The organism is Vibrio sp. Vb2131 (genome assembly GCF_033338535.1).
Lineage (GTDB): Bacteria > Pseudomonadota > Gammaproteobacteria > Enterobacterales > Vibrionaceae > Vibrio > Vibrio alginolyticus.
In genome coordinates this window covers 71,875-86,201 of sequence record NZ_JAWOSW010000020.1, presented here as the reverse complement: position 1 = coordinate 86,201, position 14,327 = coordinate 71,875, and the positions used below count along the sequence as shown (strand labels likewise).

The window sequence follows — 14,327 nt, the reverse complement described above, 5'->3', positions numbered from 1 at the left end:
ATGAGTAGTTTTACAGGCAAAGCCGAAACGGATGATAACCACCTACTGAAGTAGGTGGTTTAGGGCTGAAAACAAAAAAGCCACTTAGATTAAGTGGCTTTTCTATATGCAATCAGAGAGTTAAGGTTTGAGAGCTCGCTCTCCTCGCGCAATGCCAACGACACCACTACGAGCAACTTCGACAACTTCGGTCACTTCGGATATCGCTTGAATGAAGGCATCTAGCTTTTCACTCGTACCCGCAAGTTGTACGGTGTATTGGGAAGCCGTGACATCCACGATCTGGCCACGAAAGATGTCTGCCGTCCGCTTCACTTCTGCTCGCGCAAAACCACTGGCTTTCACTTTCACCATCATCAGTTCACGCTCAATGTGCTCATACTCGGTGACTTCTTGCACTTTCAGCACATCGATCAATTTGTGTAACTGCTTCTGAATTTGTTCCAACTGCATCTCATCAGATGTCGTGGTAATGTTCATTCGCGACAGGGTTTCATCATCAGTCGGTGATACCGTCAAAGATTCAATGTTGTAACCACGTTGAGAGAACAAACCAACAACACGAGACAACGCACCCGGTTGGTTTTCCAATAGCAATGAAATAATGTGTCTCATATTAAGTTCTCTCCGTTTTGCTTAGCCACATTTTATCCATACCCTCACCTTTGATTTGCATCGGGTATACGTGTTCGGTTTCGTCTACGTTGATGTCCACAAACACCAGACGATCTTTCATATCCAACGCTTTTTGTAGCCCTTCTTCGAGCTGATCAGGCGTTTCGATACGAATACCGACGTGACCATAAGCTTCTGCAATCGCTGCAAAGTCAGGAACAGAACTCATGTAAGAATTAGAGTGACGGCCTTGATAAATAATGTCTTGCCACTGTTTTACCATGCCTAAGAATCGGTTGTTCAGGTTGATGATCTTCACTGGAATGTCGTATTGCATGGCTGTCGACAATTCTTGAATATTCATCTGAATACTGCCGTCACCAGTCACAACCACGACCTCTTCTTGTGGCATGGCAAACTTCACGCCCATGCCAGCCGGAAGACCAAATCCCATGGTGCCAAGACCACCAGAGTTTATCCAACGGCGCGGCTTATTGAATGGGTAGTACAGCGCCGCAAACATCTGATGCTGGCCCACATCAGACGCCACATATGCGTCGCCATTAGTTAGCTTGTGCAGCGTTTCAATTACTTGCTGTGGCTTGATTCGTTCTGGAGACGTTTCATAAGACAAGCAGTTGCGGTCACGCCATACTTGAATGTCATCCCACCATGCAGTGATAGCATCTTGATCATTTCCACTACCTTGCTCTGCAAGCAGCCCGAGCATGGTTGTCAGCACTTTTTCCGCAGAACCTACGATCGGCAAATCCACTTTCACGTTTTTCGAGATCGATGACGGATCGATATCAATATGCATCACTTTTGCGTTTGGGCAGTACTTTTCAAGGTTGTTGGTTGTACGGTCATCAAAACGCACACCGATACCAAAAATAAGATCCGCTTCATGCATTGCCATATTAGCTTCGTAAGTGCCGTGCATACCCAACATGCCCAGTGAGTTTTTATGTGTACCCGGGAATGCCCCCAAGCCCATCAAAGTACTCACAACGGGTAGGTTCAGTTTGTCGGAAAGCTCTAAAATATGTTCATGAGCGCCAGAAATCACCGCACCACCACCGATATAAAGCACTGGTTTTTTCGCTTCTAATAGCGATTTAAGCGCTTTTTTAATCTGGCCTTTATGGCCCGAAGTTGTTGGCTTGTAAGAACGCATTGAAAGCGTTTCTGGATATTGATAAGGCAGTTTGATTTGCGGGTTCATCACATCTTTTGGCAAATCAATCACAACTGGACCAGGTCGACCTGTAGTCGCGATATAAAACGCTTTTTTGATTGTTTCAGGAATATCTTCCGCTTTTTTTACTAAAAAGCTGTGTTTGACCACTGGGCGGGAGACACCGACGATGTCACACTCTTGGAAAGCATCATTACCAATTAGGCTATTCGGTACGTTACCCGAGATAACGATCATTGGGATAGAGTCCATATACGCTGTTGCAATACCCGTAATGGTATTGGTCGCGCCCGGCCCCGAGCACACAAGTACGACACCCGGTTTACCGGTAGCTCGAGCGTAACCATCTGCCATATGAGTGGCGGCTTGCTCATGCCTTACAAGTACGTGTTTGATTTGATCGGTTTTGGCATGCAGTGCATCGTAGATATCCAAAACAGAGCCACCTGGGTAGCCAAAGATCTGCTCTACGTGCTCTTCTATCAGAGATTGAACCACCATCTCTGCGCCTGACAACATTGCTGTCATAATTGCTCTCCTTAGCCAGTTTCCTCACCGTAAGGTCAACGGATTGGTCTGGTTTTACATAGTCTAGGTCTTATTCGTAGCCTAATCGAAATACTTCCACGTTTTCGGCTATGTCTTGCGTTCGTCATAACATCCCGCAAGGTTACCCAACAAATGTAACGTTTTATTATCAATGGGTCTAATGAGAGATTGGTCTACTTTTTAAACAAGATACTAGTAATTAGAATGTTAGTAGGAATAGCAGCCACACATCTCCTATTTCACAGTACAACCTAAAAAGTTAACGCTCAAAAAAAGAACATTATTTCATAAGCTTTTAGCTACAGGGTGCGAAATAGCGTTATTTGACGAGCAGAACAGAAAAAATCAATACAAACAAAAATCCCCAGCAATGCGCGATCACATCACTGGGGATTTTTTCATCAATATAAAATCTAAGTCAGCTTAAGTTACTTTTTATCCGACTTTTCCTTATACATTTCTTCAATTTCATCTTGGTATTTGTCATTGATGACTTTACGACGAAGTTTTTGAGTTGGCGTTAACTCACCATCATCCATAGAGAAAGCTCTTGGTAACAATTTAAACTTCTTCACTTGTTCAAACTTTGCCAACTCTTTTTGAAGATCGTTTACACGCTTCTCAAGCATTTCGACCACCTGGTGGTGCTTAATCAACTCAACGCGATCGTGATATTTGATATTCAGCTCTTTCGCGTACTCTTCTAGCGAGTCATAACAAGGCACGATAAGCGCAGAAACAAACTTACGAGTATCCGCAATGACTGCGATTTGCTCGATGAAGTGGTCTTTACCAATCGCACCTTCAATCATTTGTGGAGCGATGTATTTACCACCTGAAGTTTTCATCAACTCTTTGATACGATCGGTGATGAACAAGTTGCCATTTTCATCAATGTAACCAGCGTCGCCCGTTTTTAGGAAACCGTGCTCATCAAAGGTCTTTTCCGTCTCTTCTGGCATTTTGTAATAGCCACGCATCACCATTGGACCACGAACCAGAATCTCGTTGTTTTCGCCGATCTTAACCTGTGCGCCAGGCATCGACATACCAATAGAGTCGGGGTTAAAACATTTATCATCCCAACACGATACTGTCGCCGTGGTTTCAGTCATGCCGTAGCCCAACTTAACGTTGATACCAATCGCATGGAAGAATCGACCGATGGTTTCATCCAACTTTGCACCGCCACAAGGCATAAAGTTGATTTGCCCGCCAAGTAGCGCACGCAGTTTGCTCAGAACCAACTTATCCGCCAAAGCGTATGACTTACGCAGCAAGAGCGATGGCTGACGTTTTTCTTGATGACAAGCGGCCATTTTTGCGCCCATGTTGACTGCCCAAGTAAACATGATCTTACGATGAATCGGCGCGCGAGACACTTTCTCATGAATCGCAGAGAAGATCTTCTCATAGAAACGCGGTACGGCACACATCACGGTAGGTCGCACCTGGCTCAGTGCATCACGTACTTGCATGGTGTCTTGCAAATAGCAGTTGGTCGCCCCTTTGTACAATACATAAAAGGTCCAAGCGCGCTCAAATACGTGCGACAACGGAAGGAAACATAATGACACGTCACTTTTAGAAAGGCTCAAGCGCTGATCGTGCCCTTCCAATTGCGCCGCAATGTTTGCGTAGTCCAACATAACACCTTTTGGCTGGCCTGTTGTACCCGAGGTGTAGATCAGCGTGAGTAGATCATCTTCTTTTGCCTGTTCTAAACGTGCGTCCAATTCAACTTGATATGTAGTGTCGCCTTTGGCAACAAATGCTTGCCAAGAGATAACGAAATCATGATCGCCAAGTTCTATATCATCAGACATCGCAACAATGAGCTCTAACTGTTCGCACTGGTCAAAAATGCTCACTGCTGCATCAAATTGAGGCTGTTCACCAACAAACAGAACTTTGACGTCTGCATTGTTAATGATGTACGCCGACTGGGCGGCAGTATTGGTTGGGTAAATAGGTACTGTCACGCTGCGTAATTGCAGTGCTGCGATATCAGCGATCGTCCATTGCGGCATGTTGTTCGAGAAAATGCCGATCTTATCTTGGACTCCTAATCCCTGAGCCAAAAGTGCAAGTGATAAAGCATCAACTTGCTGACCAAATTGCGTCCACGTAATACCTTGCCACTCCTCACCCACTTTATGCTTGAGTGCAACGCGTGTACCACCGTTCGCAATTTGTTCACGAATACGTTTAACGATATGAAAATCTAACTTGGCCATTCTTTTACTTACCTTTTGGCTTACAGGCGTAAGCTAATTGAGCGAACAAGTGTACTCACGGCTTGCTAAAACGCAACTGACCAGTATCAAACTTATCACTAATAAGAGACAACTATCACTTATACGTCGCGAACGTACCTCAAATTGCTGAATGATTACTCTATTTAACTTACTGTTTCGATTGTTGATTACGAAAACAAAAAGCCCCGAGAGACAAAAATCGCTCGGGGACCAATGAATTGTAAAAATTGATGATTACCAATATGGTCTAATCGAGAAGACCAAACGTCATCTTATTTTGCGGCAACGACTTCACCACAAGTGATCATCAGTTGATCGCGTAGCCAAATGTGGCCTTTATCTTTTTCACTTGATTCATGCCAGCTTAAGAAGCCGCTGATTTCTTTGTTTGCAAATGGGAAATCAAGAATTTGCAGTTGATCGCTGTTTACCGCATTTTCCGCCATCCAACGTGGTGCAATAGTCACAAGCTCAGATTGACCCACCACGTATAGTAGGTTGCTTAAACTAGAACCTTCATACGCCGCTTGGCAATCCAGTTCACGGTACGCTTGCTCTGAGAAACTACGTTGGCCATGCACTTTCGATAACTTCGCATGCTTTTCGTTAAGCAGTTGCTCAGCCGTCACACCACCTTGAATGCGTGGGTGGGTTTTTGATGCGATAACCACTAATTCATCTTTGAAGATTTCAGTACTTGAGAAACCTTGCTCATCAAAACGAGCGTAGTCGATCACGAAATCAATTTCTTGGTAGCGCATACGCTCAGACAACAAACGGTCAAATTCTGCATCTAGGTGAAGCTGAACGTTTGGTGCTTGTTGATTCACTTTTGCCATGATCTTCGGAGCAAAACGCATGTCACAAGGGCTGCAAATCGCAAGCTTGAATAAGCGAGTCGAAGATTCTGGTTGGAATACAGAGCTAGGAAGTTCATTGCGAATCAGCTGTAGTGCTTGGCGAATAGGGCCAAACAGTTGACGAGCTCGTTGCGTAGGCTGAATACCACGGCCTTGGCGCATGAATAGCTCGTCGTTAAACATCACTTTTAAGCGTGCCACGGCGTTACTTACTGCCGGTTGAGACATGCCTAGGTTATGTGCTGCACGAGTAATATTTTGCTCTTGCATTACAGCATCAAATACAGTCAGTAGGTTTAAATCTACACCACGCAAAGTGCTTTCCATACGGTAGCTAGCAATTGCGCTCATCGCGTCTTTCTTCTCTAACATTGAGTGCGCCTCTTTTGTAATCGTCAACTTTGTTCATTAAATTCATAACGAATAGAATCCCATCTCGCACAAAAGACGGCGGCTGGATTCGAATCATTTTACGAATAGATAACCTAACTTTTTATTATATTTATCGTCCGGATACTTCCGGCTCGAACTGTACTATCAACTAATCGATTGCGGTTTCGCAACTAGATTGATATTTAATCAGTAAATTTTAGCCAATTAGGTATTTATTTGTTAAATAACAAAGACTTGATAAAAACATAAAAAACTATAAAACACGTAAAAATGCATTCTTTGAGGACGTATTTAGCAAATTGATAGGACAGGTGGTTAACACAATCATGCATTTAGCTCAGTTATCGGTTGGGATAAGAACAACATATGATGACTATATCTCTGATTGAATTTCGCACTTATTAGTCAAATTATCAGCAAATACACACTGAATAGAAATGAGAGAGGAAGAATAAAAATGCAGCCTTCCAAATAGAAAGGCTGCAACAAAATCGTGTCAAAAATGGAAGGAACAATGTACTGAACAACGTACTTAAATGTTCGACACGTAACTTGGAAAATCAACCTGCTCCCACAGCTGTCTGGATAACTCTGCTTTTGAATCCCATGCACCTTGCAATACCCAATGAACAATAGCCTGAGCAACATCTGGGTATTTCACACTTTCGGCTTGTTGCTCCTTCAGCCACTGGCGTACTGCGGGAATGTCTAAGCTCTCCATCGACATCGCAAGCCCTAAGTCTTCTAAGGTCGCAACATTGCTCTGCTGCTCGAATTGACCCGCGAGTGGCTTTAGTAACAATTTTTTCCCCAAAGACAAGGCTTCTGAAGGAAGCTCAAACCCACCATTAGCAATGACACCACTACAGCGATGCAAATGATGCTGGAAGTTGCTGTGGCATAAAGGGCGCAGTTCTATGTTTTCTACCAGCTCACATTCGATCACATCCGGGTGATAACAGATAAACGCTTGTTGATTAAAGTGGAACAATAAGTCTGAGATATCTTCAATCGATTCGAACGGTAGATACACCAACACGAAGTCGTCGTTTTCTGCTTGGCTATCGACGGTATGCACTATCGGTGGTAACAAAGGTTGATCAAAATGATGCCAATGCAAACCAAGGTGATGTTGAGAAGGCGCAAAGTATTCAATGACGGATTTATCTAACCAACTTGCTCCCTTTAGTGGCACCGGATAACGGAAAGCATTTTGGTGGCTGATACCAATAGAAGGCTTATTTTGTTGTCTCGCTGCCCACGCAGTCACAGGTTCGAAATCATTAATGATAAGATCGTAGGACGACAGATCGAGTTGCTTAACTTCTTTGAAAAACTGCACCAAATTGTTATTCAATGCTGTTTTCGCGTAGTTTACAGAGCCTTTTTCGGTAATAAAGGTGAAGCCTCGGCGAGTCTGGTAATCGCCAAATGCTTCCATTGAAAAGTATTTTTCCGGCGCTCGCCCAGAAAACAAAAAGTCGACCTCAACATCGTGCTCTTTAAACGCATGACTCATCGCCCTTGCGCGTGCAATATGTCCGTTTCCTGTCCCTTGAACACCGTACAAGATTTTCATCAATTAGCCTCCCAACATCGCAATCGCTAATCCACCACAAAGACTGCCAAGCAGTGCACCAATGATGACATCAGTAAAAAAGTGCACACCCAATAAGATTCGCGCGGTTCCGATTAAACTTGCCCAAAAGAATGCAGCAACGCCTAGGCTCGGATAGAAATGATCAATCAGCGTCGCCATGACAAACGCAGCGGCAGTGTGTCCTGAAGGAAGACTATAGCGATCAGAGGGAGTAATAAAAGCAGGAAGGAGTGCACTAAACTCTTCAGGGCGACGACGCTTAAAACTATTTTTCAGCGTCCAATAAATTGGTAGCTCGATAGCAAAAGCAAGTAAACCCGCCAGTAAAAACCAGACTCCTTGCTCCTTATCTAAATACCAAGCTAATAAACCCAACACCAAGTAAAGATGCCCGTCACCACTGTGGGAGACTCCTTTGCTGATATTGGCGACTTGTTGATTAAAACGGTGCTTAAGACAAACACTAGAGAGCGCTAAATCAAACTTAGCAATGGTTGCAATTGGCTGTGTAATTGTCTCTATGGTTCGCATGTGACCTTTCCTTACTTTGACAACGCCTTTGTGTGAAAAGTAGGAGGTTTAGGTGACAACAGCATGACGGGAGTTTGGACAATTAATGACAAAGGCCAAATTAAAGTGTGCCCAACAATTTATCTATTGGGCATAACCATAAAAATAGAACATTAAGAAGGGTTTGATAGTTGCGGTTGAGGGGTGTCTATATACCAGACTTTTCTCTTCTTGCGGCAGGCGCGCAAAGAGCCCGTCGTCATGTCGCCATCTTTTGTAAGCTCATAGCTCAGTGAGCGGCAAGTATAGTTTCCCGACAGTTCATGTTCTATACTCGTTTGCTCCGTTTTACTCGAGTTAGGCTCTAGTAAAGGGTTAGGCTGTGTAGATAAAATGTCACGATTTATCACATTGCTGCGCGCATAATCCTTATGGACATAACCTTTTATCACTCCTTTCTGTTCAACGAGAAACCAAGGTTGATCAACTACTTTTGCTAGCACATTAAAGACTTCCCCTTTCGATAATACGCCAAGCTTTTCCCCTTCAAGACTCGGTTTGGAGCGTAGGTTTAATGTGGTCTTAGAGCGGTAAGAAACATCCATAAACTCTACTGGGTTTGAAGTATCGACACCTTCAGTGGTTGGTCGGAAAACTTCCGCTTGCTGTTTCTCACTAGGTTGAACGCGGATCTTCCACCAAGAATACGTTTCCGGATCTTTACCTTTAAACTTATTTCGGCTGTCAGACTCAAGGGCAACAAGCATCTGATTCAAGAACGATTCGCGTCCCTCATAACTCAAAAATCGATCCATTTGATCATTGATAACCATGACGCTCTGCGAGTGATCATTCATAACAACGGGGGAAGCCACTTCCACATAGGTCTGCGATTGAAACAGCTGACAACCCGACAAGCTGACCAGAGTAAATACTATGGCTGAACGTCCAAATTGTTTTGTTAACCTCATTCTTTCCCTAACCCTTATTTCTTTTACCTAGTGCAACTGCACTACTATAAATGGTCATTCAAAACTTTTGCCAAACAATTCGGACCTTTGTGTGACAAGTCGCAATCCCGATGCTTGTTTTGGTAATGAAACGTCGCAAACTTGATGAGAACTTACTTCTTCTAGCACGTTTCTATCGCATCATGTCGTTTCACTTAGTGCATCATTTTTTTCAAGCAAACGAAAAGACTCATCCGATATGAATAAAAAATCGACTTTAGGGTTGACGCGCTTCATGGAGTGCGGTACTAATTTGTTAACTTAATTATGTGGAAAGCTTAACAACTATGTCAGCTCATTTTTCTATCCTGCTTAGCCTCCTCCTGATCGTGACCAGTTCGCGCGGGTAGGCTGTGGAAGAAAAATAACCACACCAATTTCTAAGAACCCGCATGAGAATGCGGGTTTTTTTATATCTAAATACTGGAAGTAAACGATTCACTTGCGCGAAAGTGCAGAAATCAGGAAGGAAGCAAACATGAACGATCAGGTCATTATATTCGACACCACATTGCGTGATGGCGAGCAAGCGTTGTCAGCAAGCTTGACGGTTAAAGAAAAACTGCAGATTGCCTATGCGCTGGAAAGACTCGGCGTTGATGTTATCGAAGCTGGCTTCCCAATCTCTTCACCAGGTGATTTCGAGTCTGTACAAACCATCGCAAAAAACATAAAAAACAGTCGAGTTTGTGCCCTTTCGCGTGCCGTTGCGAAAGACATCGATGCTGCCGCTGAAGCATTAAAAGTGGCTGACCAATTCCGTATTCACACGTTTTTAGCCACTTCCACCATTCACGTAGAAGACAAATTACGCCGCAGCTACGACGATGTACTAGAAATGGCAGTCAACGCCGTTAAACATGCACGTAACTACACTGATGATGTCGAGTTTTCTTGTGAAGATGCTGGTCGTACTCCAATCGACAACCTATGTCGCATGGTAGAAGCCGCCATCAATGCAGGTGCGAGTACAATCAACATTCCAGATACCGTTGGCTACACCGTACCAAGTGAGTTTGGTGGGATTATTGAAACCCTATTTAACCGCGTTCCGAACATTGATAAAGCGATCATCTCCGTTCACTGTCACGACGATTTGGGGATGTCAGTTGCCAACTCTATTGCCGCCGTTCAAGCTGGCGCACGTCAGATAGAAGGCACGATCAATGGCATTGGAGAGCGAGCGGGTAACTGTGCACTTGAAGAGATCGCAATGATCATCAAGACTCGTCAAGAGTTTTTGGGCGTTCACACTGGCATTAAGCATGATGAAATTCACCGCACCAGTAAGTTGGTTAGCCAGCTATGCAATATGCCTATTCAAAGCAACAAAGCAATTGTGGGTGCAAATGCGTTTAGCCACTCTTCAGGCATCCATCAAGATGGCATGTTGAAGAATAAGAATACCTACGAAATCATGACCCCTGAGTCTATTGGCCTAAAAAACCAAGCTCTGAACCTAACCAGCCGCAGCGGTCGCGCTGCCGTGAAGAGCCATATGGACACCATGGGTTACAACGAAGACGAGTACAACCTAGACGCACTGTATGCGGATTTCTTGAAACTTGCTGACCGCAAAGGCCAAGTGTTCGATTACGACCTAGAAGCCCTAATGCACTTCTCGAACTTGCGTGAAGAAGATGACTTCTACAAATTGAGCTACCTAAGCGTGCAGTCTGGCAGCGTAATGGCTACCACCAGCATCAAAATGCAATGCGGTGATGAAGAAATGTGTGAAGCAGCGGTCGGTAATGGCCCAGTTGATGCGCTATACCAATGTATCTACCGCGTGACAGGCTACGACATCGTTCTGGATAAATTCGACCTAACCGCGAAAGGTGAAGGTGAAGATGGTTTGGGTCAAGCAGACATCATTGCCAACTACAAAGGTCGCAAATACCACGGTACGGGTGTTTCCACCGACATCGTTGAGGCTTCCGGCCAAGCATTATTGCACGTTATTAACAGCATTCATCGTGCAGATAAAATCGAAGAAATGAAGCAGAAAAAGATTGCGACTGTGTAATAACAACCGGGCTACACGGCTCAGGAAAGAACACGCTCGTTGAAATAATTAAGCTCAAAATTAGAAAACTTAAAGGATTAACATGACAGACAAATCGTACAAAATTGCCGTCCTACCCGGTGACGGCATTGGCCCGGAAGTAATGGCGCAGGCACATAAAGTATTGGATGCAATCGAAAAGAAACATGGTATTGCGTTTGAGCGTGACGAGCATGATGTCGGTGGTATCGCGATCGACAACCACGGTTGCCCACTTCCAGAGAGCACAATAAAAGCATGTGAAGAGTCTGATGCAGTCCTATTCGGCTCGGTTGGCGGCCCTAAGTGGGAGCACTTACCACCAAACGACCAACCTGAACGCGGTGCCCTACTGCCACTACGCAAACACTTCCAACTGTTCTGTAACTTACGTCCAGCGCAAATTCACTCAGGTCTTGAAGCTTTCTCACCGCTACGTGCAGACATCTCGGGTCGCGGCTTTGACATCGTGGTAGTCCGTGAACTGACGGGTGGTATCTACTTCGGCCAACCGAAAGGTCGTGAAGGTGAAGGCGCAACAGAAAAAGCATTTGATACTGAGGTGTACCACCGCTTTGAGATCGAACGTATTGCAAAAATCGCTTTTGAGTCTGCTCGTCTACGTCGCAAGAAAGTGTGCTCTATCGACAAAGCGAACGTTCTACAAAGCTCTATCTTATGGCGTGAAGTAGTCGAAGAAATCGCAAAAGACTACCCAGATGTCGAGTTGTCACACATGTACATTGATAACGCGACTATGCAGCTTATCAAAGACCCTGCTCAGTTCGACGTAATGCTGTGTTCAAACATCTTCGGCGACATCATTTCTGATGAATGCGCGATGATCACAGGCTCTATGGGTATGTTGCCATCAGCAAGTCTAAACGAAAGCAAATTCGGTCTGTACGAGCCAGCAGGCGGCAGTGCACCAGATATCGCAGGTAAGAACATCGCTAACCCTGTGGCACAAATCCTATCTGCTGCACTGATGCTGCGTTATAGCCTAGGTGAGGAAACAGCGGCACAAGACATCGAAACGGCAGTTTCAAAAGCACTATCAGCGGGTGAGCTAACGGGTGACCTTGCTGGTGACAACCCTGCACTTTCGACGTCTGAGATGGGCGATAAGATCGCTGAGTACATCTTAAACTCTTAATACAAAACAGATTCATAATAAATACTAAATCCTCTATCCACCAATGACTTACCTCTAAGTCATTGGTGCTAAAACAAAGCAACAAGGATAACGAGGAAAGGAAGCAAACAATGGGCAAAACATTATACGAAAAAGTCTACGACGCACACGTTGCCGTCGCAGCAGAAGGGGAAAACCCAATCTTGTACATCGACCGTCACTTGGTACACGAAGTGACGTCTCCGCAAGCATTTGACGGCTTGCGTGAAAAAGGTCGTAAAGTGCGTCAGGTCAGCAAAACTTTTGCCACCATGGACCACAACGTTTCGACAACCACCAAAGACATCAACGCATCGGGTGAGATGGCTCGTATCCAGATGGAAACGCTATCGAAAAACTGTGAAGAGTTTGGCGTTACGCTTTACGACATCAACCATAAATACCAAGGTATTGTGCATGTTATGGGCCCAGAGCTTGGTATTACCCTACCGGGCATGACCATTGTTTGTGGTGACTCGCACACGGCTACACACGGTGCATTCGGCTCTCTCGCTTTTGGTATTGGTACATCAGAAGTTGAGCACGTATTAGCAACTCAAACGCTAAAACAAGCGCGCGCCAAAACGATGAAGATCGAAGTAAAAAGCAAAGTGGCTCCGGGTATCACGGCGAAAGATATCGTGCTAGCAATCATCGGTGAAACTACAGCAGCTGGCGGTACAGGCTACGTGGTTGAATTCTGTGGTGAAGCGATCACTGACCTTTCAATGGAAGGCCGCATGACCGTATGTAACATGGCGATAGAGCTAGGTGCGAAAGCCGGTTTGATTGCGCCAGATGAAACCACGTTCGAATACATCAAAGGCCGTAAATTCTCACCTCAAGGTGCCGACTTTGATGCAGCAGTAGAATACTGGAAGACATTAAAAACTGACGATGATGCTCAGTTTGATGCAGTCGTGACGCTAAACGCAGCAGACATTAAACCACAAGTCACTTGGGGTACTAACCCAGGCCAAGTGATCGCGGTAGATCAACCTATCCCAGCACCAGAAAGCTTTGCCGACCCAGTAGAAAAGGCATCGGCAGAAAAAGCATTGGCTTACATGGGCCTAGAGGCAGGCAAGTCATTGTCTGATTACAACGTCGATAAAGTCTTCGTTGGTTCTTGTACTAACTCACGTATCGAAGACATGCGCGCAGCCGCTGAAGTAGCGAAAGGTCGCAAAGTCGCGCCTCACGTTCAAGCGCTGATCGTTCCTGGCTCTGAGCAAGTAAAAGCGCAAGCAGAAGCGGAAGGCTTGGACGTTATCTTTAAAGAAGCGGGCTTTGAGTGGCGCCTACCAGGTTGCTCGATGTGTCTAGCAATGAACAATGACCGTTTGGGCCCACATGAACGTTGTGCGTCTACTTCAAACCGTAACTTTGAAGGCCGCCAAGGTCGTGATGGCCGTACCCACCTAGTGAGCCCTGCGATGGCAGCGGCAGCAGCAATTGCTGGTCACTTTGTAGATATTCGTGAACTAGACTAAGGAGCAAACCAATGTCAGGCTTTAAACAACACACAGGCTTAGTTGTTCCTCTAGATGCAGCGAACGTTGATACTGATGCCATCATTCCAAAGCAGTTCCTACAAAAGGTCTCCCGCCTAGGGTTTGGTAAGCACCTATTCCATGACTGGCGCTTCCTAGACGATGCTGGCGAACAGCCAAATCCAGAGTTCGTGATGAACGCACCTCGCTACCAAGGCGCGTCTATCTTGCTGGCTCGTGAAAACTTCGGCTGTGGCTCATCTCGTGAGCACGCACCGTGGGCACTAGCGGATTACGGCATCAAAGCGATGATCGCACCAAGCTTTGCCGATATTTTTTACGGCAACTCGATCAACAACCAAATGGTGCCAGTTCGTTTGACTGAACAAGAAGTGGATGAAATCTTCCAGTTTGTTGAGGCAAATGAAGGTGCAGAAGTCGAGGTCGACCTAGAAGCGAATGTCGTTCGTGCCAACGGCAAAGAATATGGTTTTGAAATCGATTCGTTCCGTCGTCATTGCTTGCTAAACGGTTTGGACAACATTGGCCTAACCCTTCAACACGAAGATAAGATTGCTGAGTACGAAGCGAATATTCCAAGCTTCTTGCGTTAAGACGCGTTA

At 45.1% G+C, this 14,327-nt stretch carries 11 protein-coding genes; 4 read left to right on the top strand and 7 right to left on the bottom strand.

What is annotated here, in order from left to right; translation table 11 throughout:
- Positions 1-120: 120 nt before the first annotated feature.
- The 7 genes from ilvN to R7E38_RS19060 all read right to left on the bottom strand — a co-directional run bounded on the left by ilvN (position 121) and on the right by R7E38_RS19060 (position 8,954).
- Complete coding sequence (gene ilvN, locus R7E38_RS19090) at positions 121-615, bottom strand: acetolactate synthase small subunit (protein ID WP_005379697.1); 495 nt, start codon at positions 613-615, stop codon at positions 121-123.
- 1 nt (position 616) lies between these two features.
- Positions 617-2,341 carry an acetolactate synthase 3 large subunit gene (locus R7E38_RS19085; RefSeq protein ID WP_005379695.1) on the bottom strand — a complete coding sequence of 575 codons (1,725 nt, stop codon included), beginning with the start codon at positions 2,339-2,341 and terminating at the stop codon, positions 617-619.
- 449 nt (positions 2,342-2,790) lie between these two features.
- Positions 2,791-4,599 carry a long-chain fatty acid--CoA ligase gene (locus R7E38_RS19080; RefSeq protein WP_318081980.1) on the bottom strand — a complete coding sequence of 603 codons (1,809 nt, stop codon included), beginning with the start codon at positions 4,597-4,599 and terminating at the stop codon, positions 2,791-2,793.
- 293 nt (positions 4,600-4,892) lie between these two features.
- Positions 4,893-5,852 carry a LysR family transcriptional regulator CalR gene (gene calR / locus R7E38_RS19075; protein WP_005379693.1) on the bottom strand — a complete coding sequence of 320 codons (960 nt, stop codon included), beginning with the start codon at positions 5,850-5,852 and terminating at the stop codon, positions 4,893-4,895.
- 553 nt (positions 5,853-6,405) lie between these two features.
- On the bottom strand, positions 6,406-7,452 hold the full coding sequence (locus R7E38_RS19070) for an MJ1255/VC2487 family glycosyltransferase (protein ID WP_318081979.1): 1,047 nt from the start codon (positions 7,450-7,452) through the stop codon (positions 6,406-6,408).
- A gap of 3 nt (positions 7,453-7,455) precedes the next feature.
- The gene (locus tag R7E38_RS19065) at positions 7,456-8,004 is read right to left on the bottom strand and encodes a phosphatase PAP2 family protein (protein ID WP_042522417.1); all 549 of its coding nucleotides are present in this window, start codon (positions 8,002-8,004) and stop codon (positions 7,456-7,458) included.
- A 152-nt stretch (positions 8,005-8,156) separates the two neighbouring features.
- Positions 8,157-8,954: an SH3 domain-containing protein gene (locus R7E38_RS19060; RefSeq protein ID WP_025998525.1), complete on the bottom strand. Its 798-nt coding sequence runs from the start codon at positions 8,952-8,954 to the stop codon at positions 8,157-8,159.
- A gap of 517 nt (positions 8,955-9,471) precedes the next feature.
- Here R7E38_RS19060 and leuA point away from each other — a divergent pair.
- The 4 genes from leuA to leuD all read left to right on the top strand — a co-directional run bounded on the left by leuA (position 9,472) and on the right by leuD (position 14,318).
- Positions 9,472-11,019 carry a 2-isopropylmalate synthase gene (gene leuA, locus R7E38_RS19055; protein WP_318081977.1) on the top strand — a complete coding sequence of 516 codons (1,548 nt, stop codon included), beginning with the start codon at positions 9,472-9,474 and terminating at the stop codon, positions 11,017-11,019.
- A gap of 82 nt (positions 11,020-11,101) precedes the next feature.
- Positions 11,102-12,193: a 3-isopropylmalate dehydrogenase gene (gene leuB, locus R7E38_RS19050; RefSeq protein WP_005383068.1), complete on the top strand. Its 1,092-nt coding sequence runs from the start codon at positions 11,102-11,104 to the stop codon at positions 12,191-12,193.
- A gap of 110 nt (positions 12,194-12,303) precedes the next feature.
- Complete coding sequence (gene leuC, locus R7E38_RS19045; RefSeq protein WP_170897514.1) at positions 12,304-13,704, top strand: 3-isopropylmalate dehydratase large subunit; 1,401 nt, start codon at positions 12,304-12,306, stop codon at positions 13,702-13,704.
- An 11-nt stretch (positions 13,705-13,715) separates the two neighbouring features.
- Positions 13,716-14,318 (top strand): 3-isopropylmalate dehydratase small subunit, encoded by a 603-nt coding sequence (gene leuD, locus R7E38_RS19040; RefSeq protein ID WP_005383071.1) that lies wholly within the window; start codon positions 13,716-13,718, stop codon positions 14,316-14,318.
- Positions 14,319-14,327 lie beyond the last annotated feature (9 nt).

What these genes read in the sequence shown, in the direction of transcription:
- R7E38_RS19060 (WP_025998525.1), bottom strand. Translation starts at nt 8,954, where the DNA reads ATGAGGTTAACAAAACAATTTGGACGTTCAGCCATAGTATTTACTCTG.
- R7E38_RS19070 (WP_318081979.1), bottom strand. Translation starts at nt 7,452, where the DNA reads ATGAAAATCTTGTACGGTGTTCAAGGGACAGGAAACGGACATATTGCA.
- leuC (WP_170897514.1), top strand. Translation starts at nt 12,304, where the DNA reads ATGGGCAAAACATTATACGAAAAAGTCTACGACGCACACGTTGCCGTC.
- ilvN (WP_005379697.1), bottom strand. Translation starts at nt 615, where the DNA reads ATGAGACACATTATTTCATTGCTATTGGAAAACCAACCGGGTGCGTTG.
- leuA (WP_318081977.1), top strand. Translation starts at nt 9,472, where the DNA reads ATGAACGATCAGGTCATTATATTCGACACCACATTGCGTGATGGCGAG.
- calR (WP_005379693.1), bottom strand. Translation starts at nt 5,852, where the DNA reads ATGTTAGAGAAGAAAGACGCGATGAGCGCAATTGCTAGCTACCGTATG.
- R7E38_RS19085 (WP_005379695.1), bottom strand. Translation starts at nt 2,341, where the DNA reads ATGACAGCAATGTTGTCAGGCGCAGAGATGGTGGTTCAATCTCTGATA.
- leuB (WP_005383068.1), top strand. Translation starts at nt 11,102, where the DNA reads ATGACAGACAAATCGTACAAAATTGCCGTCCTACCCGGTGACGGCATT.
- R7E38_RS19080 (WP_318081980.1), bottom strand. Translation starts at nt 4,599, where the DNA reads ATGGCCAAGTTAGATTTTCATATCGTTAAACGTATTCGTGAACAAATT.
- leuD (WP_005383071.1), top strand. Translation starts at nt 13,716, where the DNA reads ATGTCAGGCTTTAAACAACACACAGGCTTAGTTGTTCCTCTAGATGCA.
- R7E38_RS19065 (WP_042522417.1), bottom strand. Translation starts at nt 8,004, where the DNA reads ATGCGAACCATAGAGACAATTACACAGCCAATTGCAACCATTGCTAAG.